24 protein-coding genes are annotated in these 25,634 nt (G+C 69.9%); 5 read left to right on the top strand and 19 right to left on the bottom strand.

Going from position 1 to position 25,634, the window contains the following annotated elements; genetic code table 11:
* Positions 1 to 1,236 (bottom strand): ammonium transporter, encoded by a 1,236-nt coding sequence (locus tag R0232_RS32440; RefSeq protein WP_431510688.1) that lies wholly within the window; start codon positions 1,234 to 1,236, stop codon positions 1 to 3.
* Between the two features lie 418 nt (positions 1,237 to 1,654).
* Here R0232_RS32440 and R0232_RS32435 point away from each other — a divergent pair, with 418 nt between their 5' ends.
* Positions 1,655 to 2,413: a sulfite exporter TauE/SafE family protein gene (locus R0232_RS32435; RefSeq protein WP_431510687.1), complete on the top strand. Its 759-nt coding sequence runs from the start codon at positions 1,655 to 1,657 to the stop codon at positions 2,411 to 2,413.
* A gap of 53 nt (positions 2,414 to 2,466) precedes the next feature.
* On the opposite strand, the gene R0232_RS32430 is transcribed toward R0232_RS32435, so the two are convergent.
* The 5 genes from R0232_RS32430 to R0232_RS32410 form a co-directional block, all read right to left on the bottom strand.
* Complete coding sequence (locus R0232_RS32430) at positions 2,467 to 3,978, bottom strand: tripartite tricarboxylate transporter permease (protein ID WP_093351011.1); 1,512 nt, start codon at positions 3,976 to 3,978, stop codon at positions 2,467 to 2,469.
* A gap of 13 nt (positions 3,979 to 3,991) precedes the next feature.
* Positions 3,992 to 4,480: a tripartite tricarboxylate transporter TctB family protein gene (locus R0232_RS32425; RefSeq protein WP_093351008.1), complete on the bottom strand. Its 489-nt coding sequence runs from the start codon at positions 4,478 to 4,480 to the stop codon at positions 3,992 to 3,994.
* 208 nt (positions 4,481 to 4,688) lie between these two features.
* Positions 4,689 to 5,144, bottom strand: a complete 456-nt coding sequence (locus tag R0232_RS32420) for an RNA recognition motif domain-containing protein (RefSeq protein ID WP_093351005.1) — start codon at positions 5,142 to 5,144, stop codon at positions 4,689 to 4,691.
* 190 nt (positions 5,145 to 5,334) lie between these two features.
* A complete protein-coding gene (locus R0232_RS32415; protein WP_057597643.1) occupies positions 5,335 to 5,571 on the bottom strand; it encodes a DUF3820 family protein in 237 nt (78 codons plus the stop codon).
* Positions 5,571 to 5,957 (bottom strand): translation initiation factor Sui1, encoded by a 387-nt coding sequence (locus R0232_RS32410; protein WP_057597644.1) that lies wholly within the window; start codon positions 5,955 to 5,957, stop codon positions 5,571 to 5,573. Before R0232_RS32410 ends, R0232_RS32415 begins: the two co-directional genes overlap by 1 nt.
* A gap of 99 nt (positions 5,958 to 6,056) precedes the next feature.
* Here R0232_RS32410 and R0232_RS32405 point away from each other — a divergent pair, with 99 nt between their 5' ends.
* Positions 6,057 to 7,355, top strand: a complete 1,299-nt coding sequence (locus R0232_RS32405; protein ID WP_431510686.1) for a DEAD/DEAH box helicase — start codon at positions 6,057 to 6,059, stop codon at positions 7,353 to 7,355.
* A 45-nt stretch (positions 7,356 to 7,400) separates the two neighbouring features.
* On the opposite strand, the gene R0232_RS32400 is transcribed toward R0232_RS32405, so the two are convergent.
* The 4 genes from R0232_RS32400 to R0232_RS32385 all read right to left on the bottom strand — a co-directional run bounded on the left by R0232_RS32400 (position 7,401) and on the right by R0232_RS32385 (position 13,279).
* Entirely contained in the window at positions 7,401 to 8,882 is a 1,482-nt protein-coding gene (locus tag R0232_RS32400) for an SEL1-like repeat protein (protein ID WP_431510685.1), read from the bottom strand.
* Positions 8,883 to 9,022: 140 nt separating this feature from the next.
* A complete protein-coding gene (locus R0232_RS32395) occupies positions 9,023 to 10,450 on the bottom strand; it encodes a dipeptidase (RefSeq protein WP_431510684.1) in 1,428 nt (475 codons plus the stop codon).
* A gap of 11 nt (positions 10,451 to 10,461) precedes the next feature.
* A complete protein-coding gene (locus R0232_RS32390; RefSeq protein ID WP_431510683.1) occupies positions 10,462 to 12,168 on the bottom strand; it encodes a carboxylesterase/lipase family protein in 1,707 nt (568 codons plus the stop codon).
* Positions 12,169 to 12,235: 67 nt separating this feature from the next.
* On the bottom strand, positions 12,236 to 13,279 hold the full coding sequence (locus R0232_RS32385) for a tripartite tricarboxylate transporter substrate binding protein (protein ID WP_431510682.1): 1,044 nt from the start codon (positions 13,277 to 13,279) through the stop codon (positions 12,236 to 12,238).
* Between the two features lie 114 nt (positions 13,280 to 13,393).
* On the opposite strand from R0232_RS32385, the gene R0232_RS32380 reads away from it, so the two are divergent.
* Positions 13,394 to 14,326 (top strand): LysR family transcriptional regulator, encoded by a 933-nt coding sequence (locus R0232_RS32380; RefSeq protein ID WP_431510681.1) that lies wholly within the window; start codon positions 13,394 to 13,396, stop codon positions 14,324 to 14,326.
* 16 nt (positions 14,327 to 14,342) lie between these two features.
* Here R0232_RS32380 and R0232_RS32375 read toward each other — a convergent pair whose 3' ends face one another.
* The 8 genes from R0232_RS32375 to R0232_RS32340 form a co-directional block, all read right to left on the bottom strand.
* Complete coding sequence (locus R0232_RS32375) at positions 14,343 to 14,675, bottom strand: Dabb family protein (RefSeq protein ID WP_431510680.1); 333 nt, start codon at positions 14,673 to 14,675, stop codon at positions 14,343 to 14,345.
* Positions 14,672 to 14,974, bottom strand: coding sequence for a YciI family protein (locus tag R0232_RS32370; protein WP_431510679.1), 303 nt, complete (start codon positions 14,972 to 14,974; stop codon positions 14,672 to 14,674). Before R0232_RS32370 ends, R0232_RS32375 begins: the two co-directional genes overlap by 4 nt.
* Positions 14,975 to 15,098: 124 nt before the next feature.
* Positions 15,099 to 16,259: an acyl-CoA dehydrogenase family protein gene (locus R0232_RS32365; protein WP_093350984.1), complete on the bottom strand. Its 1,161-nt coding sequence runs from the start codon at positions 16,257 to 16,259 to the stop codon at positions 15,099 to 15,101.
* A gap of 78 nt (positions 16,260 to 16,337) precedes the next feature.
* On the bottom strand, positions 16,338 to 17,144 hold the full coding sequence (locus R0232_RS32360; protein WP_431510678.1) for an MHYT domain-containing protein: 807 nt from the start codon (positions 17,142 to 17,144) through the stop codon (positions 16,338 to 16,340).
* A gap of 143 nt (positions 17,145 to 17,287) precedes the next feature.
* Positions 17,288 to 18,631: a hypothetical protein gene (locus R0232_RS32355; RefSeq protein ID WP_431510677.1), complete on the bottom strand. Its 1,344-nt coding sequence runs from the start codon at positions 18,629 to 18,631 to the stop codon at positions 17,288 to 17,290.
* A gap of 1,119 nt (positions 18,632 to 19,750) precedes the next feature.
* Positions 19,751 to 20,881 carry an IS481 family transposase gene (locus R0232_RS32350; protein WP_431509459.1) on the bottom strand — a complete coding sequence of 377 codons (1,131 nt, stop codon included), beginning with the start codon at positions 20,879 to 20,881 and terminating at the stop codon, positions 19,751 to 19,753.
* A 172-nt stretch (positions 20,882 to 21,053) separates the two neighbouring features.
* Positions 21,054 to 21,899: an ABC transporter permease gene (locus tag R0232_RS32345; protein ID WP_431510676.1), complete on the bottom strand. Its 846-nt coding sequence runs from the start codon at positions 21,897 to 21,899 to the stop codon at positions 21,054 to 21,056.
* Between the two features lie 55 nt (positions 21,900 to 21,954).
* Positions 21,955 to 22,929 (bottom strand): ATP-binding cassette domain-containing protein, encoded by a 975-nt coding sequence (locus tag R0232_RS32340; RefSeq protein WP_093354132.1) that lies wholly within the window; start codon positions 22,927 to 22,929, stop codon positions 21,955 to 21,957.
* A 243-nt stretch (positions 22,930 to 23,172) separates the two neighbouring features.
* Here R0232_RS32340 and R0232_RS32335 point away from each other — a divergent pair, with 243 nt between their 5' ends.
* A complete protein-coding gene (locus R0232_RS32335) occupies positions 23,173 to 24,048 on the top strand; it encodes a hypothetical protein (protein WP_431510675.1) in 876 nt (291 codons plus the stop codon).
* Entirely contained in the window at positions 24,045 to 24,719 is a 675-nt protein-coding gene (locus tag R0232_RS32330) for a hypothetical protein (RefSeq protein WP_431510674.1), read from the top strand. Before R0232_RS32335 ends, R0232_RS32330 begins: the two co-directional genes overlap by 4 nt.
* A 9-nt stretch (positions 24,720 to 24,728) precedes the next feature.
* On the opposite strand, the gene R0232_RS32325 is transcribed toward R0232_RS32330, so the two are convergent.
* Positions 24,729 to 25,619 (bottom strand): LysR family transcriptional regulator, encoded by an 891-nt coding sequence (locus R0232_RS32325; RefSeq protein ID WP_093354140.1) that lies wholly within the window; start codon positions 25,617 to 25,619, stop codon positions 24,729 to 24,731.
* Positions 25,620 to 25,634: the final 15 nt, after the last annotated feature.

Genomic DNA, 25,634 nt, shown 5'->3' with positions numbered 1-25,634 from the left:
TCAGCCTCCGATGTGTTCGCGGTGCTGGGCCAGGTCGAGCCCCTGCACCTCGCTGTCGGGATCGACGCGCAGCCCCACCAGCACGCGCACCAGGAACAGCACGATCGCGGTGCCGGCCGCGCTGTAGACCGCCACGCCGCCGACCGCGATCGCCTGCGTCAGCACGTTGCCGCTGGCGCCCGAGATGGCCTTGTCGGCGAACACGCCCGTGAGCAGCGCGCCCACGATGCCGCCGATGCCGTGCACGCCGAACACGTCGAGCGAATCGTCCGCGCCCAGCAGGCGCTTGAGGCCGGTGGCGCCCCAGTAGCAGGCCAGGCCGGCGATGGCGCCGATGGCCAGCGCCGAGGGCGGCGTGACGAAGCCCGCGGCCGGCGTGATCGCCACCAGCCCCGCGACCAGGCCCGAGCACAGGCCCAGCAGCGAGGGGCTGCGGCGCACCGTCCACTCGGCGATCATCCAGCTCGCGGCGCCCGCGGCGGCCGCCACGTGCGTGACCAGCATCGCGAGGCCCGCGCGCCCGTCGGCCGCCACCGCCGAGCCCGCATTGAAGCCGAACCAGCCCACCCACAGCAGGCTGGCGCCGGTCATGGTGAAGGCCAGGTTGTAGGGCTCGAAGGGCTCGCGGCCATAGCCGCGGCGCGGGCCCAGCGCATAGGCGCAGACCAGCCCCGCCACGCCCGCGTTGACGTGCACTACCGAGCCGCCCGCGAAGTCGAGCGCGCCCATCTGCGCGAGCCAGCCGCCGGGCTCCCAGACCCAGTGCGCGATCGGCGCATAGACCAGCACGCTCCACAGCAGCGCGAACCACAGCACGGCCGAGAAACGCATGCGCTCGACGAAGGCGCCGAGCACCAGCGCGGTGGTGATGATCGCGAAGCTCAGCTGGAACATCGCGTAGACCGTCTCGGGCACGTTGGGCGCCACGTGGCTCACGGTCAGCGTGCCGGCGTCCTTCAGGTAATCGAAGCCCGCGAACCAGAAGCGCCCGGTGCCGCCGAGCCAGGGCCAGCCGGGCGTGAAGGCCAGCGAGTAGCCGAGCGCGAACCAGGTCAGCGACACCACCGCGGCGATGGCGACCACGCAGGCCATGGTGGCGAGCACGTTCTTGCGCCGCACCATGCCGGCATAGAAGAGGGCGATGCCCGGCAGCGTCATCAGCAGCACCAGCACCGTGGAGGTCATCATCCACGCGGTGTCCGCGGCGCTGATGGAGGCTTGCGGTACCAGGGCCATGGCGGCGGTCTCTTCTTGGAGTGGTGGTCCGGACTCTGTGCACAAGTCGTGCCACCATCGTTAACCGCATGAAACACTTTGGTTTGCTACGCCGTGCGCGAAAGTAAGGCAAAGCGGGTAATTCCCAATGCACTGCGGCGGTGCACCCCCTAAAGTCCAGCCACTCGCGAACGGGCCCTGCTCGTGCTGCCGAGGGCCGAGGAGACAAATTCCCGATCGACAAGAACAATCATCCAAAAGGCTACATTCGAGAGCCTGGTTCACAGATTGAAAAGCGCCGCTGGTCGGCGCTTTTTTTTTGCCTGTCGCTGTCGCATCGGTGCCCCGAATCCTTGTCGTGAAAAGCGGCGGAACGGCCGGCGGTAGCTCTGTGTATAGCTACTCTTTTGATAGCGATTCCGGTGCGACAATCGCGGCCATGGAAATGTGGCTGATGACCGCGGCCTCGCTGCTCGCGGGGTTCGTGGATGCGATCGTGGGTGGGGGTGGACTGATCCTGGTGCCGGCGCTGTTCGCGGCCTTTCCCGGCGCGCCACCGGCCACGTTGCTGGGCACCAACAAGAGCGCGTCGATCTGGGGCACGGCCGCTTCGGCGGCGCAGTTCAGCCAGCGCGTGCAGATGCGCTGGGGCGCGCTGTGGCCGGCCGCGCTGGCCGGTTTCTGCGGCGCGCTGGCCGGCGCCTGGGGCGTCACCCAGTTTCCGGGCGATTTCCTGCGCCGCGCGCTGCCCGCGATCCTGCTGGCGGTGCTGCTCTATACCCTGGCGCGCAAGGACATGGGCCGCCATCACGCGCCGCGCTTCACCGGCCGCGCCGAGACGCTCGCCGCCTGCGGCATCGGCCTGGGCATCGGCGTCTACGACGGCTTCTTCGGTCCCGGCACCGGCAGCTTCCTGGTGTTCCTGTTCGTGCGCTGGATGGGCTACGACTTCCTCAACGCCTCGGCCTCGGCCAAGGTCATCAACGTGCTCACCAACGGCGCGGCGCTGCTGCTGCTCGCGCTCAAGGGCCATGTCTGGTGGCACTACGGGCTGGCGATGGCGGTCGCCAACGTGGCCGGCAGCCTGATAGGCACGCGCGTGGCGCTCAGGCACGGTGCGGGCTTCGTGCGGATCGTGTTCATGGTCGTGGTCAGCGCGCTGATCCTCAAGACCGCGTACGACGCCTTCCTCCAATAGAAAAGGCCCCGGGACAAACCGGGGCCTTTTCTTTCATGGGATGCGCGGGGCGCTCAATCCTCGACGAAGGCTTCCTCGCGCTTGGACTTCACCGCAGGCAGCAGCACGATGCCCAGCAGCAGCGCCGCGGCCACCAGCAGGCCGGCCGACAGCGGCCGCGTGACGAACACGCTCCAGGCGCCGCGCGACAGCAGCAGCGCGCGCCGCAGGTTCTCTTCCATCATCGGCCCGAGGATGAAGCCCAGCAGCAGCGGGGCCGGCTCGGTGCGCAGCTTGAGGAACAGGTAGCCGACGAAGCCGAAGATCGCGACCATCCAGACGTCGAAGGTGTTGTTGTTGGTCGAGTACACGCCGATGGCGCAGAACAGCACGATCGCCGGGAACAGGAACTTGTAGGGCACCGTCAGCAGCTTGATCCACATGCCGATCAGCGGCAGGTTCAGGATGATCAGCATCGCGTTGCCGATCCACATCGAGGCGATCAGGCCCCAGAACAGCTCGGGGTTGCTGGTCATCACCTGCGGGCCCGGCTGGATGTTGTGGATCGTCATCGCGCCCACCATCAGCGCCATCACGGCGTTGGGCGGAATGCCCAGCGTCAGCAGCGGGATGAAGGAGGTCTGCGCGCCGGCGTTGTTGGCCGACTCGGGCGAGGCCACGCCGCGGATGTTGCCCTTGCCGAAGGGCACTTCGCCCGGGCGCATCTTGATCTTCTTCTCGAGCGCATAGGCCGCGAAGGCCGCCAGCAGCGCGCCGCCGCCCGGCAGGATGCCCAGGGCCGAACCGAGGGCCGTGCCGCGCAGCACCGCGGGCGTCATGCGCTTGAAGTCGTCCTTGGTGGGCCAAAGGCCCTTGACCTTGTGCGTGAAGACCTCGCGCTCGTCGTCGGGCTGCGAGAGGTTGCCGATGATTTCGCCGTAGCCGAACACGCCCATGGCGATCACCACGAAGCCGATGCCGTCGGTCAGTTCGGGGATGTCGAAGCTGAAGCGCGCCACGCCCGAGTTCACGTCGGTGCCGACGATGCCCAGCAGCAGGCCCAGCACGATCATCGCCACCGCCTTGAGCAGCGAACCCGAGGCCAGCACCACGGCGCCGATCAGGCCCAGCACCATCAGCGAGAAGTACTCGGCCGGGCCGAACTTGAAGGCCAGCTCGGTCAGCGGCGGCGCGAAGGCGGCCAGGATCAGCGTGCCCACGCAGCCCGCGAAGAACGAGCCCAGGCCCGCGGCCGCGAGCGCCGGGCCCGCGCGGCCCTGCCTTGCCATCTGGTAGCCGTCGATGCAGGTCACGACCGAGGACGACTCCCCGGGCAGGTTGACCAGGATGGCGGTGGTGGAGCCGCCGTACTGGGCGCCGTAGTAGATGCCGGCCAGCATGATCAGGGCCGAGACAGGGGGCAGCGCGTAGGTCGCGGGCAGCAGCATCGCGATGGTGGCGACCGGGCCGATGCCGGGCAGCACGCCGATCAGCGTGCCCAGGATGCAGCCGACCAGGCAGTACAGCAGGTTGGTGAAGGTGAAGGCGACGCCGAAGCCGGTCGCGAGGTTGTGGAACAGTTCCATGGCGGTGTGCTCCTCAACCGGCGATGAAGGTGGGCCAGACCTGGATCTGGAGCTTGAGCGCCCAGATGAAGGCCACGTAGCTGCCCGCCGCGAGGATGGTGGCGAGCACCAGCACGTCGCGCAGGTTGAAGTGTTCGCCCGCCATGCTCGAGATGATGGTGAGCGCGTAGATCGCGATGATCATTCCCATGGCCGGCAGGCCGATGCTCGGCAGGCCGCCCAGCAGCACGCCGAACGCGAGGTTGGCGCCCAGCACGTAGGCCAGCGGCTTCCAGGCCCATTTGCCGATCGGATCGCCGTCGGTGGTCTCGACCACCATGGCCTGGAACATGATCCCCAGCCCGAGCAGCGCGAGCAGGATGCCCAGCATGAGCGGGAAGTAACCGGGACCCATGCGGGCCCCGTCGCCGATGTTGTATGCGGTGGCGCCGATGGCGAAGGCGCCGCCCACGGCCGTGAACATGACTCCTGAAAAGAAGTCGGCCTGGCTCTTGATTTTCATGTCTCTCGACCCTCTGTTTTGGAGGGATGAGGGTCGTTTCCGGCGGCTGACCGCTGGCTGACCTGACCGGTAGGGACTAATGCGTAGCGCTTACTACGGGTAAGCCCGCGCGGCCCCGAGACGGGGGTGGCGCAGAAACGAAAAAAGCTCCCGAAGGAGCTTTTTCAGTGAAAGGCGGCAGGGCCGCCATTCGATGGGGTGCGAGGGCTTAGTAGCCGCCGCGGCCGTAGCCGTCGTCGCTGCCACCGCCGCCGCCGTAGCCGCCACCGCTGCGGCCACCACCGCCGCCGCCGTAGCCGCCGCCACCGCCGCTGCGACCACCGCCGCCGCCGCCGTAACCGCCGCCGCCGCCACCACCGCCGTAACCGCCGCCGCCACCACCGTAGCCGCCGCCACCGCTACGGGGCGGGCGGGCTTCCATCGGACGGGCTTCGTTCACGGTCAGGGCACGGCCCTGGACCGGTTGGCCGTTCAGGCCGGCGATCGCGGCTTGCGCCTCGGCGTCGGTACCCATTTCCACGAAGCCGAAGCCCTTGGAGCGGCCGGTGTCACGTTCCATCATGACCTTGGCGCTGACGATGGCACCGTAGGCGCCGAAAGCTTGCTCCAGGTCGTTGTCACGGATCGAGTAGGCGAGATTGCCCACGTAAAGTTTCTTGCCCATGAAAGGGACTCCTCAACTCAAAAAAACCAAATAACAGAAAAAGCGATGGAGTCCCAGAATCACAACAAACAAAGGCGCTGTGCGCGAAACTGACCGATCACCGGATAACGTGCACGGGAGCCGATGGCTCACTGACACGTAGCGGCGATTATCCCGGTTTGGCCGGGAAATCAAGCTTTTAATTGCACATTCATCGGGAAACCTCTGATCCCGACGGGCGGTTTCGCAACGGTTTGAGCAGCCCGGAGAGCCCGTTGTGGTCTATTTCATGCATCAAGGCGAGCAGCCGGCCGATCTCTCCCGGGGGAAAACCCTCGCGCGCGAACCAGGTCAGGTAGTTGCCCGGCAGGTCGGCGATCAGCGTTCCCTTGTATTTGCCGAAGGGCATCGCCAGCGTGACCAGGCGCTCGAGGTCCTCGGGCTTCATCAGCGGCCTCCCGCGCGCTTGACCGTGTGGCCCAGCTTGGTGAGCGTGGCGATCACCTGTTCGCGGTGGTCGCCCTGGATCTCGATCGTGCCGTCCTTCACCGTGCCGCCGGTGCCGCAGGCCGCCTTGAGCTGCTTGCCGAGCGAAAGCAGGGCCGCCGCGTCGAGCGCCACGCCCTTCACCACGGTCACGCCCTTGCCTTTTCTGCCCGCGGTCTCGTGCGACACACGCACAATGCCATCGGCGGCGCGCAGCCGCGCCTGCTCGGCGAGGTCCTTGCAGCGGCATTGCGCCAGCGGTTCGCCGCAATCGGGGCACATGCGGCCGCCGGCCTCGGTCGAATACACCAGCCGGGTGGCCGCCGGGTTGTCCTTGTGGGTTGCCATGTTCTTGCGTTCTCTTCGTTCCCGATCTCTTTTCTACCAGCCCAGACGAGCCTTTCCGATGCACCTGCCGCCCGCCTTCTTCCGTGGGGAGACCGCCGCTTGACCGCTGCGCCCACCCCGTCCTTCGCATCGCTGGGGCTGGCCCCGGCGCTCGTGCGCGCCGCCGCCGAACGCGGCTACGCCGAGCCGACCGCGATCCAGGCCGCGGCCATTCCCGCGATTCTGCAGGGGCGCGACCTGCGCGGCTCGGCCCAGACCGGTTCGGGCAAGACCGCGGCATTCTCGCTGCCGCTGCTGCACCGGCTGGCCGCCGACTCGGCCGGGGGTGAGCGCCGGCTTCGCGCGCTGGTGCTGGTGCCCACGCGCGAGCTCGCGGCCCAGGTCGGCGAGACCCTGCGCGACCTGGCGCGCGCACTGCCCGACCGGTTGCGCATCGCGGTGGTGTTCGGCGGCGTGTCGATCAATCCGCAGCTCATGGGCCTGCGCGGCGGCGCCGACCTGATCGTCGCCACGCCGGGCCGGCTGCTCGACCTGGTCGAGCACAACGCGCTGCGGCTCGACGCGATCGCCACGCTGGTGCTCGACGAGGCCGACCGCCTGTTCGACCTGGGCTTCGCCGAGGAGCTGGGCCGCATCCTCGCGCAGCTGCCGGCGAAGCGGCAGAACCTGCTGTTCTCGGCCACCTTCCCGCAGGCCATCCAGGCGCTGGCCGACCGCATGCTGCGCGACCCGGAAACGATCGACGTGCAGGGCGAGCCCGGCACCGCGCCCGACATCGTGCAGCGCGCGATCGAGGTCGACAGCACCCGCCGCACCCAGCTTTTGCGCCACCTGCTCGAGCAGCACGGCGAGGCCTGGGGCCGCGTGCTGGTCTTCGTCGCCACCCAGCATGCCGCCCAGACCGTGGCCGAGAAGCTCTACCGCCACGGCATCTATGCCGTGCCCTTCCACGGCGACATCTCGCAGGGCGCGCGCACCGACATCCTCGACCAGTTCAAGCAGAGCCGCTGGGACGTGGTGGTGGCCACCGACCTGGCCGCGCGCGGCCTCGACATCGCGCGGCTGCCGGTGGTCGTCAACTACGACCTGCCGCGTTCGCCCACCGACTACGTGCACCGCATCGGCCGTACCGGCCGCGCGGGCGAGAGCGGCCTGGCGATCAGCTTCGTGACGCCGGCCTCCGAGGCGCATTTCCGCCTGATCGAGAAGCGCCAGGACCGGCGCGTGCCGCGCGAGCGCATCGAGGGCTTCGAGCCCACCGAGGTCGCGCCGCCGCTGGTCGACGCGAGCGGCACGGGCGGGATCAAGGGCACGCGGCCGAGCAAGAAGGACAAGCTGCGCGCGGCGCTGGCCGCGGAAGCGGCGAAGGCTTCGCCGTCACCCGGGAAGGATCACTGAAGCCTGGCACGCAGCGCGGCCACGAGGCGTGGTGGCTGTCCAGCTCTAGAAACTGTCCTCCGGCGATGTCGCCGTGAGGGAGAGAGCCCGCCAATTCCAGTCGCCGGGCTGGCGTGCGTCCATGCGCCAGTCGGCCGCCAGGCGCTCGCCGCGCGCCAGTTCGTCGGCCGACATCCGGGCCTGGATCGTGTTTCGCCGCGGGGCTGCCCGGGGCTCGCCCGCGCGGTCGGACAGCGTGTAGAGCGCCCAGGCTTTCGCCAGGCCATCCGGCGCCGCCTCCAGCACGCTGCCCAGCAGAAGCAGGCCTTGCGGCTGGCCGCGGCTCGCTCCTTCGCGCAGCCAGTCCAGTGCCGCCTTGGGATCGCGCGGCGCATCGCGTCCGAACAGGTACATCTGGCCCAGGATCGTCTGCGACACCGGGTCGCCGCCGCGCGCGGAGGCGGTGCGCCACTGCAGCGCGCGTTCCGCGCTCTTTTCCACGCCGGCGCCCTGGGTGTAGATCTCGGCCAGACGGCGCTGCGCATAAGGGTCCCCCAGGTCCGCGGCGCGCCGGTACAGGGCATGCGCCTCGACCGGATCCGCCGGGACATCCTGGCCCGCCGACAGCATGTCGCCCAGGTTGTCGAGCGCGGTGACGTCGTCGAGATCGGCTGCCTTCCGGAACCAGCGCATGGCTTGCGCCGCATCCCTGGGCACTCCGTAGCCCTTGTCGTGATAGATGCTCAGCCACGCCATGGCGGGCGCATCGTCGCGAGCCGCCGCCTGGCGCAGCCATTCCATGCCTTCCTTCGGATCGGCCGGGATGCCATCCCGCGCGCGCACGACGAAGGCGGCGATCGTTCGCTGGGCCTGCAGCAGGCCTTGGGCGGCAGCCTTGCGCCACCACGACAGACCGAGGGCACGATCGATCTTCACCGACACGCCATGGCAAGGTTGGCCACCGGCATACAGCATGCCGAGCAGGAACTGCGCACGCGGCTCCCCGGCCTCCGCCGCCCGCTGCAGCCAGTCGTGCACGTTCTCGTTGCGATCGACGGTTCTCTGGGGACCGCTTCCCTCGGCCAATCCCATGTGCTCGCAGTAGGCGACCGCGAGCCGCGTCAGGTTCTCCGTGCCGAGCGTGTCGAAGCGGCCTTCGAGCGCGGCCTGCCGAAGCGGCTCCAGCCCGGCCTTGTCCGCGGGGCGTAGCGCATAGCCTTCGAACACGAGGCTGACCTTGCCCTTGGCGCGCATCAGGATCAGTGCGTCGCTGGCATCGACCCGGCCGGCGCGTGCCGCGCGCGACAGCAGCTTGTAGGCCATGTAGTCGTCCTGATGGCGGCTGTCGTCGCGGGCATGGATGCTGCCCAGGTAGAAGGCCGCATCCGGGTCGCCGAGCTCCGCCAGCGGTTGCAGTTGGGCCACGGCGGCATCGAAGTCCCGGGCCCGGTAGGCGCGCACGCCGGCGTCGAGATCGGCGGCGGCGACGCCGAGGGACGCGGCGGCTCCCAGGACGAATGCGCAGACGCGGGCGGCAAGCAGCTTCATGGGCAAGGAGGGGCGGAGACGGCAGGTCGGGCAGACGCTGCGCGATGGTAGCCGCCATCACGATGTGCTCGAACGGGGCCGCGGGTGCCGTGCCGCTCACCGCGCGGGCAAGCCGCCGGCGGAATGCCGAGCCCGCGCGCTCAGTGCCCGTGGAACCGTGCCGGCGGGTACGACGCCAGTTCCGCCAGCAGCAGCGTCCACGCGCGCGTGCCCTGCTGGATCGACGCCAGCCGGAAGAACTCGTTCGGCGCGTGCACGTCCTCGTCGGGCAGGTTGAAGCCGAACATCAGCGTGTCGATGCCCAGCGTCTCCTTGAACAGCGCGGTGACCGGCACGCTCGCGCCCAGGCGCACATGGATCGGCCGGCGGCCGCTCTCGCGCTCGAGCACGGCCTCGGCCGCGCGCACCAGCGGATGCGCGGGCGCGAGGGTGGAGGCCGGCGAGCCCTCGTGCAGCGCGACGGTCTCGAGCGTGCAGCCCGGCGGGCAGTGCGCCTGCAGGTGGCGCAGCACGGCGCGGATGACGGCGCCCGGATCCTGGCCCGCGACCACGCGCGCGGTCAGCTTGGCGCCGGCCTCGCAGGGCACGATGGTCTTGCCGCCCTCGCCGGTGTAGCCGCCCCACAGGCCGTTGACGTCGAGCGCGGGGCGCAGCGTGATGCGCTCGCGCGCGCTGTAGCCGGGCTCGCCGTGGTCGTTGCCGCCCACGTCCGCGAAGAAGGCGGCCTCGTCGTAGGGAAAGGCCGCGGTGTCGGCGCGCTGCCGCGGCGTCGGCGGCTGCGCGCCGGCATGGAAGCCCTCGACCGCCACGCCGCCGTCGGCATGGTGCAGCGAGGCGATGAGCCGCGCCATCTCGTGCAGCGCGTTGCGCACGCCGCCGCCGTAGCGGCCCGAGTGCAGGTCCTTGTGCGCGCTGCGCAGGCGCACCTCGAGCTGCGCATTGCCGCGCGCGCCGGTGTTGATCGTCGGCACCTCGGCGCTCGCGCGGCCGCCGTCGGCCGACAGCACCGCATCGGCCCGCAGCAGCGCGCGGTGGCGCTCGACCAGGCGGCGCAGCGAGGGGCTGCCGGTCTCCTCCTCGCCCTCGAGGAAGACCTTGATGTTGACCGGGCAGCCGCCGCGCACCGCGAGGAAGGCGGCGATGGTCTCGAGCGCGATGGTGGTCGAGCCCTTCACGTCGGAGCTGCCGCGCGCATAGAGCCGGCCGTCGACCGTGGCCGGCTCGAACGGCGGCGTGCGCCACAGCGCGAGCGGGTCGGCGGGCTGCACGTCGTAGTGGCCGTAGACCATCAGGGTGGGCCGGCCGGGCGCGCCGTTCCATTCGCCGTACACCGCGGGCTCGCCGCCGCCGTCGAGCAGCTGCACCTCGTGCAGGCCGATGGCGCGCAGCCGCTCGAGCAGGAAGCGGCGCGCCGTGTCCATGCCGGGCGCGAAGGCCGGGTCGGCGCTCACGCTCGGAATGCGCAGGAAGTCCTCGAGCCAGGCCACGATGGGCTGCTGGCGCGCCGCGAGGTGGTCGATGACGGCCTGCGCGCCGGCGTCCGCGGAAGGGGAGTCTGTGGAATGCATGGTGGTGTTCATCAGTAGATCGGCGGGAACACGCCCGGTCCCCACAGCGTGTCGCAGCGGTGCGTGCGCTCGAAGTCGCCGCGCGTGACGCCGATCGCGGGATAGCCGAAGGCGATCAGCGCCGGGTCGGCCGGGGAGGCGAAGCGCGGCCAGGGCGTGGCGACCGGCGTGCCCTGGTTCGGATCGCCGCTGCGCACGAAGTTGAGCAGGTAGGTGCTCATCTGCGCGGCGAGCGCTCGGCGCTGCGTGGCCACGACGGCATCGCCGCCCGCGGCCGTGGTGTCGGCGGCATCGAGGTACGGATAGCCCGCGAGCTGGTCGGCCATGTCGCCGAAATAGAAGCTGTCCATGCCGTGCGCACTGCCGTAGTAGAAGGCCGAGGGCTTGGCGGGGAAGGACAGCACCGGGTCGGTGAACTCCCAGCCGTAGACCGGCACCCAGGCCGAGAGCGCGCCGCGTCGCGCGCTGTTGCCGCAGGCGTACATGCCGTCGCCGATGGCGCGCGCGACGCCCTGCGCCGGCACCGCGAAGCGCGAGAGCGGGTAGGCCGCCTCGATGGCCGTGGTGTCGAAGCCCGCGGGCGCGAGGCCGCGCAGGTAGAACGGGTAGACGTCGGCGCCGAGCCTGGTGTCGACGAACAGGGTGCCCTCGTCGTACACGCCGCCGATCATCACCGGCACCTGGTTGAAGTTGCCGCTCTCGAAGGCGCGCGCCGGCACCTGCGTGAGCACCTGCGCGTCGACCGTGGGCCGCCACTTGCTGCCGCCCACGGCCAGCAGCGCCGAGGCCGGCAGGCCGCGCAGGCAGGCGACGGTGGCGGCGTCGTCGGCCTTGCCGGCGCAGCCCAGCCTGGCGACCGCGGCATCGCCGATGCCCAGCGCCGTGTCCATGCCCTGGTTCGAGTACTCGCCGCCACCGCCGCTCTGCATCACGGCGCGGTGGAACAGGCCCCGGGCCTTCGGCGACTGCAGCAGCGAGAAGCTCTGCGTGGCGCCGGCCGAGGTGCCCCAGATCGTGACCTTGCCCGCGTCGCCGCCGAACGAAGCGATGTTGCGCTGCACCCATTCGAGCGCGGCGATCTGGTCCATCAGCGCGAAGTTGCCGAGGCTGCCGTCGCGGTTGAGCGCGCGCAGCGAGCGGTTGGCGAGGTAGCCGAGCGCGCCGAGCCGGTAGTTGAAGCTCACCACCACGACGCCGCCGCGCGCCGCGAGCGTACCCGAGGCCTGCGAGCCCGAGCCGAGCACGAAGGCGCCGCCGTGGATGTAGACCAGCACCGGCAGCCGGTCGCCGGGCTTCGCGTCCGCGGGCTTCCAGACATTGAGATAGAGGCAGTCCTCGGCCGAGCGGCCGTCGACATTGGTCTCGGGCGCCTGCAGGCAGGCGGTGCCGAAGGCCTGGGCCTGCAGCGTCGCGTCGTGCGCGGCGGGCGGCCGTGGCGGCGCCCAGCGCAGGTCGCCGACCGGCGGGCGTGCATAGGGAATGCCGAGGAAGGCGACCAGCCCGTCCTGGCGCTGGCCCGCGACCGGGCCTTCGGTGGTGCTGGCGAGCGCGGGATCGGGCGCGGCCGGCGGTGGCGGCGCGGGCGTGGCGACCGGTGGCAGCGCGAAGTTCGCGGCACCGCCGCCTCCGCCGCCGCAGGCCGCGAGGGCGGTGCACAGGATCGCGGCCAGGGCCAGCGGCAGGGCGCGACGAGGCGCCCTTCGATCGAGGGTGGTCATGGGTCTCCTTCGGGCCGGCGAGCGGCCTCTCTCGGTGGGTGGGGGAAGAAAAAGGAAGCAGCAGCGCTCAGGGCGACTCGTAGCCCACGGTGCGCACCAGCTCGCGGTAGCGCGCGATCTCCGCGCGGTAGAACTTCTCGGCCGCCTCCAGGCTCATCGGCTGGAAGATCGTCTTGGCCTGCGCCTCGAGCTGGGCGCGCGCATGGGCATTGGCGAGCCCGCTCTCGATCGCGGCATTGAGCCGCTCGGCCACCGGTTGCGGCGTGCCCTTCTTCACCGCGTAGGCGGTCCAGATGCTGAAGTCGAAGCCCTTCATCGACACCGAGTCCGCGCTCGAGGGCACGTCCTCGAACGGCGCCGGCAGGCGGCCGCCCGAGAGCGCGCCGATCACGCGCAGCTTGCCCTGGCGCGCGTAGTCGGCATAGAAGGCCTGGTAGGGCATGAAGGCGAAGTCGATCTGGCCGCCGAGCAGGTCCTGCAGCAGCGGCGCGCCGCCCTTGTAGGGCACGTGCGTGGCGTTCGCGCCGGCGCGCTTGGCGAACAGCTCGCCCAGCAGGTGGTAGAGCGTGCCCGGGCCGGTCGAGCCGTAGCTCAGCGGCGCGTCCTTGCCGCGGGTGCGCGCCAGCGCCACCAGCTCGTCGAGCGTGCGCGCGGGCAGCTTGTCGTTGACCACCACCACCAGCGGCGAGATCGCGACCGGCGCCACCAGCTGGAAGTCCTCGGGGCGGTAGCGCACGCTCCTGTTGACCATGCCCGAGAGGATCAGCTCGCTGGGCGAGCCCTGGAACAGGGAGTGGCCGTCGGCCGGTGCCGCGAGCACCTTGTTGGCGGCGATGGCGCCGGCCGCGCCGCCGAGGTTCTCGACGATCACCTGCCCACCCAGCGCCTTGGCCACCGGCTCGGCGAGCGCGCGCGCCGTGAAGTCGCTGGCCGCGCCGGCCGGGTACGGCACCATCAAGGTGACCAGCTTCGAGGGAAAGGCCGCGGGCTGCGCCCAGGCGCCGGAGCCCACGGCCGCAAGACCGGCGAGGGCCGCGGCGAGCGCCAGGGCGCCGCGGCGGCGGGACAGCCCGGGCGACAGTCGGGAGAAGCGTTGCGAGAAGCCGTGCATGGGGCGATTCCTTGGGTCGAAAGCAGTACGCGACGGATGCTAGAAATCGCCCCGCTATCTGTCCAATGCATTGTTTTTCTGCTTATCATGATCTGGACTCATGATCGGCACGCCATGAACCTGCAGCAACTCGAGCATTTGCTCGCGCTCGCCGAAACCGGCTCCTTCAGCCGCGCCTCCGAGAAGGTGCACCTCACGCAGCCCGCGCTCAGCCGCAGCATCCAGATGCTCGAGCAGGAGCTCGGCATGCCGCTCGTCGACCGCATCGGCAAGCGCAACGAGCTCACGCCCTTCGGCGCGATGGTGCTGGCGCGTGCGCGGCGCATCTCGAGCGAGGCGCAGGAGCTGCGCCGGGCCGCGGCGCTGTTGAGCGACGGGCAGGCGGGCCAGTTGCGGCTGGGCCTGGGCGCCGCGCCGGGCGCGCTGTTCTCGGCGCCGCTGCTGATCCACATGCTGCGCGACTACCCGCGCGTCGGCCTCGAGCTGCATGGCGGCGGGCCCGAGCAGCAGCTCGCGGCGCTGCGCGCGCGTGCCATCGATGCGCTGCTGATCACCTACCGCGCGCTCTCGCCGAGCGAGGACCTGCGCATCGAGGTGCTGCCCACCCTGCGTTCTGGCTTCGTCTGCCGGCGCGGCCATCCGCTGGCAAGGCGCCTGCGCGAGGCGGGCGCGCTGGCCTTCGCCGAGCTCGCGCGCTTTCCGCTGATCTCCACGCGCGTGAGCGACGACGTCGCGCGCCGCCTGGTCGAGCGCTACGGCAGCGAGGCCAGTCCGCAGCGCTGGTTGCAGGTGTCCTCGGAAGAGATCGGCGTGCTGGTGGAAGCCGTGCGCAACACCGACGCGATCTTCCTCGGCGTGCTCGCGGTCACGCGCGCGCTGCGCGACGGCGGCGAACTGGTCGAGTTGGCCGTGGCGCCGCAGGCCGGGCTCGATGCGCAGTTCGCCTTCGTCACGCTCGAGGGCCGCACCGAGGCGCCCGCGCTGCAGATCGTGCGCGGCTTCTGCATGGCGCTGGCGCGCAGGGAGTCGGCGGCCGAGCAGGCATAGCGCCGAGGCGCCGCTGTCAGCTGGGGGCGGCCGCGAAATCCACCTGGTGCCGCGCGATCCGCAGATCGCCCAGCGCCTCGCGCACGCGCAGGTGCGCCGGATGCGTGGCATAGCCGTCGAGCGAAGCCTGGCTGTCGAACTCCGAATAGAGCACCACGTCGCAGGCATAGGCAACGCGGCTCGAGTCGACGCCGACCTCGATGCGCAGCAGGCCCGGGACCTGGCCGCGCAGCGACTCGAACTGCTGCTTCACGAACTGCGTGGCGCGCGCCTTCTGCTCGGGCGTGTCGGCGCGCAGGTCCCACATCACGATGTGCTTGAACATGGCCGCGGGTGCCGTGCCATTCATGGCGCGGGGAAGCCGGCCTTCTGCGGCCAGAGGTTGCGGAACGGCAGTACCGAGCGCGTCTCGTAGACGCCGGCGCGCGTGAAGGGCTCGCCGGCCAGCCACCGTTCGGCGGCCTCGCGGTGGTCGAAGTCGATCGCGAGCAGGCTGCCGAGCATGGCCTGCCCATCGTCCGCGAGCAGCGGGCCGGCGAAGGCGATGCGCTCGGCGACCGCGCCGAGGTAGGCCTTGTGGGCGGGCCGGATCTCTTCGCGCAGGGCGGCCGAGCCGGGTTTGTCGAGCAGGTGGAAGACGAAGATCACGCGAGGGCTCCAGCTGCCGCGGGGCAGGGAAGGAGCCCGCGGCGTGCGGACGATGGTATGCAGGCGCGGCGCGAAAGACCGCGTCGCCGCTGGAGAACAGTTTTCCGCTGGCGGCGCTCCGGCTTCAGTCGCGCGGCGGCCGCTTCGCGATGCCCATGGTCTTCGCGAGGATGCCGAGCATCACCTCGTCGGCGCCGCCGCCGATCGAGGCCAGGCGGCCGTCGCGGTACAGCCGCGAGACGCGGTTCTCGAGCGTGAAGCCCATGCCGCCCCAGAACTGCAGGCAGGTGTCGGCCACCTCGCGCGTGAGCCGGCCGGTCTTGAGCTTGGCCATCGAGGCCAGCTCGGTCACGTCCTGGCCCTGCACGTGCAGGTCGCAGGCGCGGTAGGTCAGCGCGCGCAGCGCCTCGACCTCGGTCTTGAGCTCGGCCAGCTTGAACTGCACCCACTGCTGGTCGGCCAGCGTGCCGCCGAAAAGCTTGCGCTGCTGGGCCCATTCGATGGTCTGCGCGATGCAGTCGTCCATCGGCTCGAGCGAGCTGGCCGCGCACCACAGCCGCTCTTCCTGGAACTGCTGCATCTGGTAGACGAAGCCCTGGCCTTCCTCGCCGATGCGGTAGCGCTGCGGCACGCGCACGTTGTCGAAGTAGATCAGGCCGGTGTCGCTCGAGTGCATGCCGATCTTGCGGATCTTCTTCGCCTTCTCGATGCCGGGGCTGTCCATCGGCACGATCACCAGCGACTTGTTGCGGTGCACCGGGCCGTCGCCGGTGTTGACCAGCATGCACATCCAGTCGGCCTGCAGGCTGTTGGTGATCCACATCTTCTGGCCGCTGATGAGGTAGTCGTCGCCATCCTTGCGCGCATGGCTCTTGAGCCCCGCCACGTCGCTGCCCGCGCCCGGTTCGGACACGCCGATGCAGCCCACGGTATCGCCCGCGATCGCCGGCGCGAGGAACTCGCGGCGCAGTTCGTCGCTGCCGAAGCGCGCGAGCGCGGGGGTGCACATGTCGGTCTGCACGCCGATCGCCATCGGCACGCCGCCGCAGCTCACGTGGCCCAGCGCCTCGGCCAGCGCCATCGCGTACGAGTAGTCGAGGCCGGCGCCGCCGTAGGCCTCGGGCTTGTTGAGGCCCAGCAGGCCGAGGTTGCCGAGCTTCTTGAAGACCTCGTGCGCGGGGAAGGTCTCGGCCGCCTCCCACTCGTCGACGTGCGGATTGATCTCCTCGTCGATGAAGCGGCGCAGGGTCTTCTGGATCTCGAGGTGTTCGTGCGTGTAGTGCATGGTGTCCCAGCGGGCGGGGCGCTCCCGGCCCCGATCGCAGGAACTCTAGGCGCGCCCCGGCCGTGGGGCTTGCGCCAACTAGCTGGTGCGCGCGCGGCGCGCGGTGGCCGGTGCCGGCCGCGCGTTCGAGGCGGCCGAGATCGGCGACTCGATGCTGTTGCCGGTGAGCACCCAGTAGATGAAGATCAGCACCGCGCCGGCCGTGCCGAACACCGTGAGGCCCATGTAGCTGCCGCCGATGGCGAGCGCATCGACCGGGGCGGCGGCGGTGCAGACCATGGTGGCCGCGCTCATGCCCACGTAGTGCATGGTGCAGACCGCCAGGCCCATCACGGCCGCGGCGCCGATCTGCAGGCTCAGCTTGCGCACGTTGAAGGCCAGCCACAGCGCGGCGGCGGCGGCGCTGATGGCGATCAGCACCGACAGCCCGACCGCCATCGGGTCGAACTGCATCGACGCGCGCATGTTCATCGCGAACATGCCCATGTAGTGCATCACGCACACGCCCAGGCCCGCCAGCAGGCTGCCCGCGAGCCAGCCAGCGCGGCTGAACTTGCGGCGCCCGCCCGCGAGGTAGAGCGCGATGCCCGAGATCAGGATCGCGGCCACCAGCGAGACCACGGTCAGCGGCATGTTGTAGGCGATCGAGATTGGCAGCCGGTACGCCAGCATGCCGATGAAGTGCATCGACCAGATGCCGATGCCGCCGAGCGCCACCGCCGCACAGGCCACGGCCGCGAGGTTCGGGCGGCCGTCGGCGCCGACCATGCGCCCGGCGCAGATCAGCGCGGTCAGCGAGCCGGCGAAGGAAATGAAGTACGACAGTGCCACCAGCCCCAGCGAGTATTCGGGCGACAGCAGCTGGCCTGCGACGAGCGGTGTCATGGTTGTCCTTTCGACAGCAAAACGGCACCGCTCGCCCCCGGAAATCGGTGGTACCGGACCGTTCCGGGCGAGTTTGTAATGTTTGTTTTTAAAAGTAAACTGGTTTTTTACAATTCTGTTTAGATTACTTTTCTCTTAATTTTTCAGCGCTGAGGCCGGATCCGGTATATCGCGTTGTTCCGGTCCGCCGCCATGTAGACCGTGCCGTCGGGCCCGACCGCCACGCCGGTCACCACGTAGGGCGGCGGCAGTCCGGGCCCGGGCGCCAGCCCGATCGGCAGGTTCTCGGCGATGGTGCGGCGCGAGCCATCGGCCGGGTCGATCTCCACCAGCCGCCGCGCCGCGCTCTCGGCCACCACGAAGCTGCCCCAGGGCGTCTGCGCCAGGCCCTCGGGCAGCGCGAGCTTGTCGGCGATGGTGCGCAGCGGCGCGCTGGCGTCGAGCGGGATGCGCAGCAGCTTGCCGGCCGCCTCGGTGACGTAGAGCGCGCCGTCGCGGCCGATCACCATCTGCACCGGCCCGTTGAGCCCGCTCGCGATCACCTGCCGCTCGGCGAACTTCGCGCCGCTCGCGCGCGTGATGCTGCCGGTGGCGATCTCGGCGTAGATCACGCTGCCGTCGGGCATCGGGATCGCATCGAACGGCGCCTTCAGGCCATGGATCGTCTCCACCGTCTTCAGCGTCTGCCGGTCGACCAGCTGCACCGTGCCCGTGAACCACGAGCTCAGCGCGAACAGCCGCGCCGAGAGCCCGACCGCGAACGGGTACTCGAGCTCGGGTTCGCGCTGCATGCGGAACACGTCGCGCACCTCGCCGTTGCGCACGTCCACCCGCCGAAAGCCGAACACGTCGGCGACCCAGAGGTCGTTGCCGTCGAGCTTCATGCCGGCCGGCACCGCGAGCTTGCCGCCGGTGAGCGTGCGCAGCTCGCCGGTGGCGGGCTCGAAGGCCATGACCTCGTTGTCGGCCATGTTCGAGATGTAGATCGTGCCTTCGGGCGCGATCGCGAGGTTGTCGAGCGAGGGCTTGAGCTGCTTCGCGACCGTCTTGCGGCCGGTGGCGAGCTCGACCTTCACGAGCTCGCCGCTGCGCGCGTCGACCACCCAGAGGTTGCCCTTGCCGTCGAGGTTGGCCGCGGCCGGGATCTGGAAGCCGTCGGCGATCGGCGTGATGCGCCCGTCGGCCGGATCGATCTTCACCACCTGGTTCTTGAACCACAGTGGCCCGTAGAGCATGCCGTCGGGCCCGACCTCGAAGCCGTTGAAGCCGCCCATGTCCTTGCGGATCAGCCGCGGCGGCTTCTGGCCCGCGCGGTCGATCTCCCACAGCGCGTCGCCGAGGAACACCTGCGAGGCGTAGAGCTTGCCGTTGCGCGGGTCGAAGGCCAGCGAGTTGAGGCCGGGCAGGTCCTTGGCGAGGACGCGCATGGGGGCGGTGTCGTTCTCGCGGTAGCGCAGCATGCCCATGAGGTAGTTGGTCCAGGCCATCTCGCCTTGGGGGCCGATGGCGATGTCGTCGGATTGGCCTTCGGGGGCGTCGATCAGGATCTTGGCTGCACCTGTTTTTCTGTCGACTTCCCAGAGGGTGTTTCCCAGGACCGAGCCTGCTAGCAGGCGGCCCTTCTGGTCGATGGCGAGGCCGTGGACGCCGGAGAAGGAGGAGGGGGGGACCAGGGGTTCTGGGGGGTGCCAGGCTGTGGGTCTTGTGGTGATGAGGGGTGGGGACGGTACGGGTGCCGGCTCTGGTGTCTGTGCGACTGCTGGGGGCGTTGACGGTTGGCTCGTTGTCGTTGTTGTCGTGCTGCAGGCGGCGAGCCAGACGGCCGTGGTGGCGATCGCGAAGCGACGGAACAGGGGGCAGGTGGGCACGGGGTCTCCTTCTCTCTTCTCTTTGTTCGGCGTTGTTTGAGGCGCGCGGGGGAGTCTAGGGAATGTGGAGGGGGAATTGGTCGCTGGTGAGACAGGGGTTTGGGTTTTCTTAAGGTGCTGTCTCTTGTGGTTAGGCCGTTGGCCGGGTCTCGCCCCGGCGGGCGAGTCACTTTCTTTTGCTTCGCCAAAAGAAAGTAACCAAAGAAAAGGCGACCCACTGTCTGCGACCCTCCGCTTCGCTACGGGCAACCTGCGGTGCTCGCGTTTCGCGGGGTCTCGCAGAACTCGCTTCGCTCAAACAGCTGCGAGCCCTTATCCGCGAAACGCTGCGCTCCTCGGCGCAGCCAGAGGGGTGGTTCGGGCCGTCGCTGCGCTCGGCCACCAAGACCCAACGGGCCTTCGCGTTGCTCGGCCGGGGTGGAAGACCCAAGGCTTACGCGCTCGCACACACCCCACACACAAGGACGCGCCACGGCGCGTTGACCCTAATCCCCTCTGGCTGTGCCGAGGAGCGCAGGAGAAAGCGGGATAAGGGCCGCAGCTGTCTGAGCGCAACGAAGTGGAGCGAGTTCTGCGGACCCCCGCTTTCTCCGAGCACCGCAGGTTGCCCGTAGCGAAGCGGAGGGACACAGACAGCGGGGTCGCCTTTCTTTGCTTACTTTCTTTGGCGAGATGTATGGACCGGAGACATGGGTGACACATGTGCGAGGACATGGTGGACACATTCTGCATGGTGGTTCAGGCCTCGCGCAGGTCGATCTCGCGCAGCTTGTGGTGCACGAAGTAGACGTCGTAGCAGCCCTCTCGCCCGGGCTGCGCGCGCAGCGCGATCTCGTGGTCCTTGAGTGCTGCGGACACCTTGAAGCGCTTGCTCTTGAAGCGCACCTCCCCCAGCCAGCCGACCTTCACCACCGTGTCGTTCGGGCCGTACTCGAGCGGTGGCAGCGTCCTCGGATAGGCCCTCTCGCTGGCGCGGTACCGGCTCGCCGGGGTGTTCATGCCCAGCGCCTGATGCGGGCGCTCATGGTTGTAGATACGCCTCCAGCGATCGAACTGCTGCTGCGCCTGCGCCAGATCCTGGAAGCTGCGCCCGACCAGCAACTCCGCCTTCAGGCTGCGATGGAAGCGCTCGTCCTTGCCGTTGGTCTGCGGGTGATAAGGGCTGCTGAAGCTCACCCGCACGCCCAGGCGGATGAGCCACAGCGCGAGTTCGCTGAGCTGGCCCGGCTCGCGCGGACTGCCCCAGGGTGCGCCGTTGTCCGCATTGATGCGCACCGGCAGACCGTAGCGGGAGAAGACGTCCTGCAACTGCTCCTTCACGCTGGCCGTTTGCTGGCGGGCACAGGCGCGCAGGGCCAGGTTGTAACGGGAGTGGTCGTCCAGCAGCGTCAGCGGATGGCAGGGCCCCGCTGCGGTGGACACGTAGCCCTTGAAGTCGATCTGCCAGAGGCTGTTGGGCGCCTCGTGCTCGAAGCGCTGCCAGGCGGTGGCCGCACTGCTGGCCTGGGCGCTGATGAGGCCGTGGCGCTTGAGGATGGAGTTGACGGTGCTCGGAGCCAGGCAACCCTGTCCGAGGTCACTCAGGCGCCGTGCGAGCTTGCGTGCGCCCCATGCAGGGTGCTGCTGGCGCAGCGAAACGATGGATTGTTGAAGCTCGGGCGAGGTCTCGCCGGGACTGTTGTGTGGGCGGCGACTGGCATCGCCCAGGCCGGCGGCACCCAGCGTGGCACTGCGTGCGAGCCATTTGTAGCCGGTCTGCGGGCTGATGCCGAAGCGCCGGCACAGCTCACGCCGGTTGGCACCTTCCTGGCGTGCCAGGGCAACGAACTCTTCTCTCAGGCTCATGGTGTCTCGGGTGCTCCAGGGCATGGTCGTCTTCCGATCGGGCGATACGCCCGATGGTGTCCACCATGTCCTCGCACACCTGTCCACCATGTGCCCGGTCCATACAGCGAGACAAAGAAAGTGAGCCGCCCGCCGGGGCGGGACCCGGCCGACGGCCTAACCAAAAGCAAGCCCTAGGCAAAAAGATCAACGCCAATCAAGCCCTGAACCTCTTCCGAGTCAAAGCCAACGCCACCCAAAACGCCACCCCCGCATACACAACCAGCACACAAGCATGCCGCCCCCACCCCACAGGCCACTGATCCATGAACAAAGGCCGAACCAACGCCACAGCATTAGCCAACGGCAACCACCCAGCCACCACCTGCACAGCCCCAGGCAGTTGCTCGAGCGGAAAGAACACCCCACTCAAGAACATCATCGGCGTCATGAACAAGGTGAAGTAGTAGGTGAAGAAGTCATACCCCTTCGCCATCGCATTGAAGATCAGCGCGATCGATGAAAACGTGACCCCCGCCCCAGCCAGCACCAGCCACGCCACGAACAGCTTCGGACTGTGGCTGATCCCCAGCCCCAGCATCACGAACAGGATCGCCGTCACCGTGAAGATCGACTTGAACGCCGCCCACAGCATCTCCGCCAGCACGATGTCGTCGAGCCCCACCGGCGCGTTCATGATCCCGTCCCAGGTCTTCTGCACGTGCATGCGCGAGAAGGCCGAATACAGCGCCTCGAACGAGGCCGCGTTCATCGCGCTCATGCAGATCGAGCCGCTCGCCAGGAACAGGATGTAGGGCACCTTCGTCTCGCCCACGCTCACCTGCCCCACCAGCGCGCCCATGCCGTAGCCGAAGGCCACGAGCCAGATCAGCGGCTCGGCGATGTTGCCGATCAGGCTCGGGATCGCGAGCTTGCGCCACACCAGCAGGTTGCGCAGGAACACGGGCCACCAGCGCATCGACAGCTGCGGCGGCCGCCACGCGGAAGGCGAAGGTGGTGAAGAAGAGGAGGAGGGCTCGGTGGCGAGGGTCGGGGTGGTCATGCGATGCGATCGGTGGGGGTCTCTGATGTTCTCGTGGCGTGGCGCGTCACAGGCGTCAGCCGTCCTCGCGAATCTGCCGCCCCGTGAGCTTGAGGAACAGGTCCTCGAGATTCGCGGGCCGGTGGAAGGTGCGCAGGCCCGGGTGCTGCGACAGCGCCTCGAGCAGGCGGCGCGCGTCCTGCGTGTAGAAGAACACCGTCTCGCCGCTGACCTCCACGCGCGCGGCCAGGGCGCGCAGTGCGTCGACGTTCGCCAGCGCGAGCGCGCCGTTGCCGTAGACCTCGACCACGTCGGGCTCGAGGTGCTCGGCGATCAGGTCGCGCGGGCGGCCCTCGGCGATCTTGCGGCCGTGGTCGAGCACCAGCAGGCGCGAGCACAGGCGCTCGGCCTCGTCCATGAAATGGGTGGTCAGCAGGATCGACTTGCCCTGCTGCAGCAGCACCTGCAGGCGCTCCCACATCAGGTGGCGCGCCTGCGGGTCGAGGCCGGTGGTGGGCTCGTCGAGCAGCAGCAGCTTGGGGTCGTTGACCAGCGCGCGCGCCAGCGAGAGCCGGCGCCGCATGCCGCCCGAGAGCTCGCCGGGCTTGGCATCGGCCTTGTGCGAGAGCGCCGCGAACTCGAGCAGCTGCGGCACGCGCTCGCGCACCTGCTTCTTCGCGAAGCCGAAGTAGCGGCCGTAGACCACGAGGTTCTCGGCGCAGCTGAAGTCGGGGTCGAGGGTGTCGAACTGCGACACCACGCCGAGCTGCGCCTTGATCGCGAGCGCGTCGCGCGGCATCTGCAGGCCCAGCGCCTCGATGCTGCCGCCGTCGGGCGCGGTGAGGCCCAGGCACATGCGGATGGTGGTGGTCTTGCCGGCGCCGTTCGGGCCGATCACGCCCAGGCATTCGCCGGGCGCGATGTCGAACGAGAGATCGTCGACCACCGTGGTGTCGCCGTAGCGCTTGCGCAGGTTCGCCACGCGAAAGAGCGGCGCGGCGGGCGCGGCGGCCGGCGAGGGAGGGGAGGCAGCTTGGGAGGAGGAGTACACGGGCGGGACCAGAAAGAGGAAGACAGGGAGGACCGCGGAACGCGACGATTCTGACGCAGGCCCGCGCGCGGCGCCGTCCGTCGGGGGACCAGGGTTCACCGCGAGCCCATGGCGCGCGCGAGCGAGACACAATCGCGGCTTTGCCGGCCCTGGCCGCAGTCCGTCCACGCATTCTTTCGTCCGACCTTCCATGCAGACAAGCCACAGGCCGTGCACTTCCTTCTTCTTCCGGGTCCGCGGCCTATGACGGCAGCGACCGCGTCGCGGCCCTGGCGCGCGCTGCTGCTCGTGCTGTGCATCGCGCTGCTCGCGGCCTGCGCGCCCTTCCATCGTTCGATCGGCGCGGCGGAGCGCGCGAAGCTGCCCGAGGTCGACGTGCGCGTGGTGGTCGCGCAGGAGAGCTTCATGTTCTCGGCCCAGCCGCCCGGTGCGGCCGCGGCGCTCGGCGGCGGCATGATCGGCGCGCTGATCGACTCCTCGGTGCAGCAGGCGCGGCAGAAGGAGATGAGCGCCGAGGTCGGCGCCACGGTCGGGCCGCTGCTCGACTACGACTACCGCACCGAGGCCGGCATCGCGCTCGGCGAGATCGGTGCCACCGGCCTCTATCCGCCGCTGCGCATCGCCTCGGCGCAGGTGCTGCCCGCGATGCCGCCCAAGGCGCAGCACGAGGCGCGCATCGCGGCCACGCGCAACGGGCCCGCCTATCTCGTGCTGCTGCTGCAGTACGCGCTCGAGCCGGGGCTCGGCGCCTTCACCACGCGCACCACCGCGCTGCTGTGGCAGGACGGCGGCAGCGAGCCGGTCTACCGCGCGGGCGCGATCTACCAGTCGCCGATCGGCGGCGGCACGCGGCCCACGGTGGTGCGGCGGCTGGTCGCCAACGATGGGCAGGCGCTGCGCGCCGTGATGCGCGACTCGGTGATGCAGACGATGCGCCTGTTCGCGCTCGACATCGCGGGCGCGCGCTCGGGGCCGGTGAAGACCGGGCGCTTCAACGTCAACGGCACCTGGGTCGTGATCGGCGGCCAGGGCATCGAGGACACGCAGGCCGGTCCGCCGCGCGTGCTGTTCCGCGACGAGGACAAGGCGCTGTATTCGATCCGGAGCACCGTGCCATGACGCGCCTTCGCTTCCATCGCGCCGCCGTGCTCGTGCTGCTGGCCGGCGCGCTGACGCCGTTGGCGCACGCGGTCGACGAGAACGAGCCGCTGAGCATGGTCTTCGAGTCCTCGCCCGAGCCCGGGCAGCGGCCCGACGAGGCGCCGGTGCTGGCGTTCCGCATCGCGCAGCGCTGCACCTTGTTCCTCGCGCGCGTCGACGACATCCGCCGCAACAAGAGCCACATGGGCAACCTCACGCGCATGCTGCCGACGGTGCATGCCACGCCGCGCCGCGTGGAGTCGCTGCGCGGCGGCGATGCCGTGCCCTGGGTGCGCGACGCGCTGCTGGCCACGCGCCGCTACGGCTTCGACACGCTCGCGGCCGTGCCGCCGGCCGCGGGCCTGGCGCGCCGCCAGCTCGGCGCCGAGGTCTCGCTGCGGCTCGCGCATGCCTGGTCGGTCGACCTCAACCTGGTGTCGCACGTGGCGATCAAGGTCGACTACCGGCTGCCGGGCGGCGCCACCGTCTCGCGCCAGTACCACGGCATGGGCACGCGCGCCAACTGGGCCAGCGCCAACGGCGAGTTCATGGCGGTGCTGAACCTCGGCCTCGAGGAAGCGGTGCGCGGCATGGTCAACGACGCCGAGCGGCTGTGCGACGGCCGGCCGCTGCCGCCCGAGGCGCCCTGAGCCCCCGAGCTACATCCGCAGCCCGGTGAACTCGTCCTTCATCCAGTCGATGAAGGCGCGCGTGCGCGCCGGCAGCAGCCGCGCGTTCGGATAGATCACGCTGACCGGCCGCGGCGGCGGCTCGAAGTCCTCGAGCACCAGCGCGAGCCGGCCCTGCGCCACCAGCGGCAGCACCTGGTAGGAGAAGAAGGTGCCGAAGCCCATGCCCGCGGCGCAGGCCTCGACGGCCGGCGCGAGGTGGTTGAACTCGAGCCGCGTGACGGTCGCGACATGGATCGTGCGGCTGCCTTCGTGGAAACTCCATTGCGCGGGCGCATCGAGCCGGCCGCGCACCGCGGGCGCGCCGGCCAGGTCGCGTGGGTGGCGCGGCGTGCCGTGGCGCTTCAGGTAGGCGGGGCTCACGGCCACCACGCGGCGGATGCTGCCGAGCGTCTGCGCGACCAGCGAGGAGTCTTCCAGGCTGCCGATGCGGATGCCCACGTCGATGCCTTCCTCGAGCAGGTTCACCGTGCGGTCGTACAGCAGCACGCTGCAGCGCACGCGTTCGTGGCGCTGCATGAAGCGCGTGATCGCGGGCGCCACGTACATGTGGCCGAACAGCACCGGCGCGGTGATCGTGAGCCGGCCCTCGGGCTCGCGCGCCTCGGCCTGCAGCGCGAGGTCGGCGGCGTCGGCTGCCAGCAGCACCTCGCGCGCGGCGGGCAGGTAGTGGCTGCCTTCCTCGGTCAGCGACAGCCGCCGCGTGGTGCGGTGGAACAGCCGCACGCCCAGGTGCGCCTCGAGCGCGGCGAGCGCGCGCACCACCGCGGGCAGCGAGGTGCCGAGCGCCTCGGCGGCGCGGGTCAGGCTGCCCTGGTCGGCAATCTGCACGAAGGTCTGCATGGCCTTGAAGCGATCCATCGGGCGATTAGATCG

The organism is Variovorax sp. DAIF25 (genome assembly GCF_050711835.1).
GTDB lineage: Bacteria > Pseudomonadota > Gammaproteobacteria > Burkholderiales > Burkholderiaceae_C > Variovorax.
The sequence above is the reverse complement of the archived record's forward strand: the minus strand, read 5'-3'. Positions and strand labels throughout refer to the sequence as shown.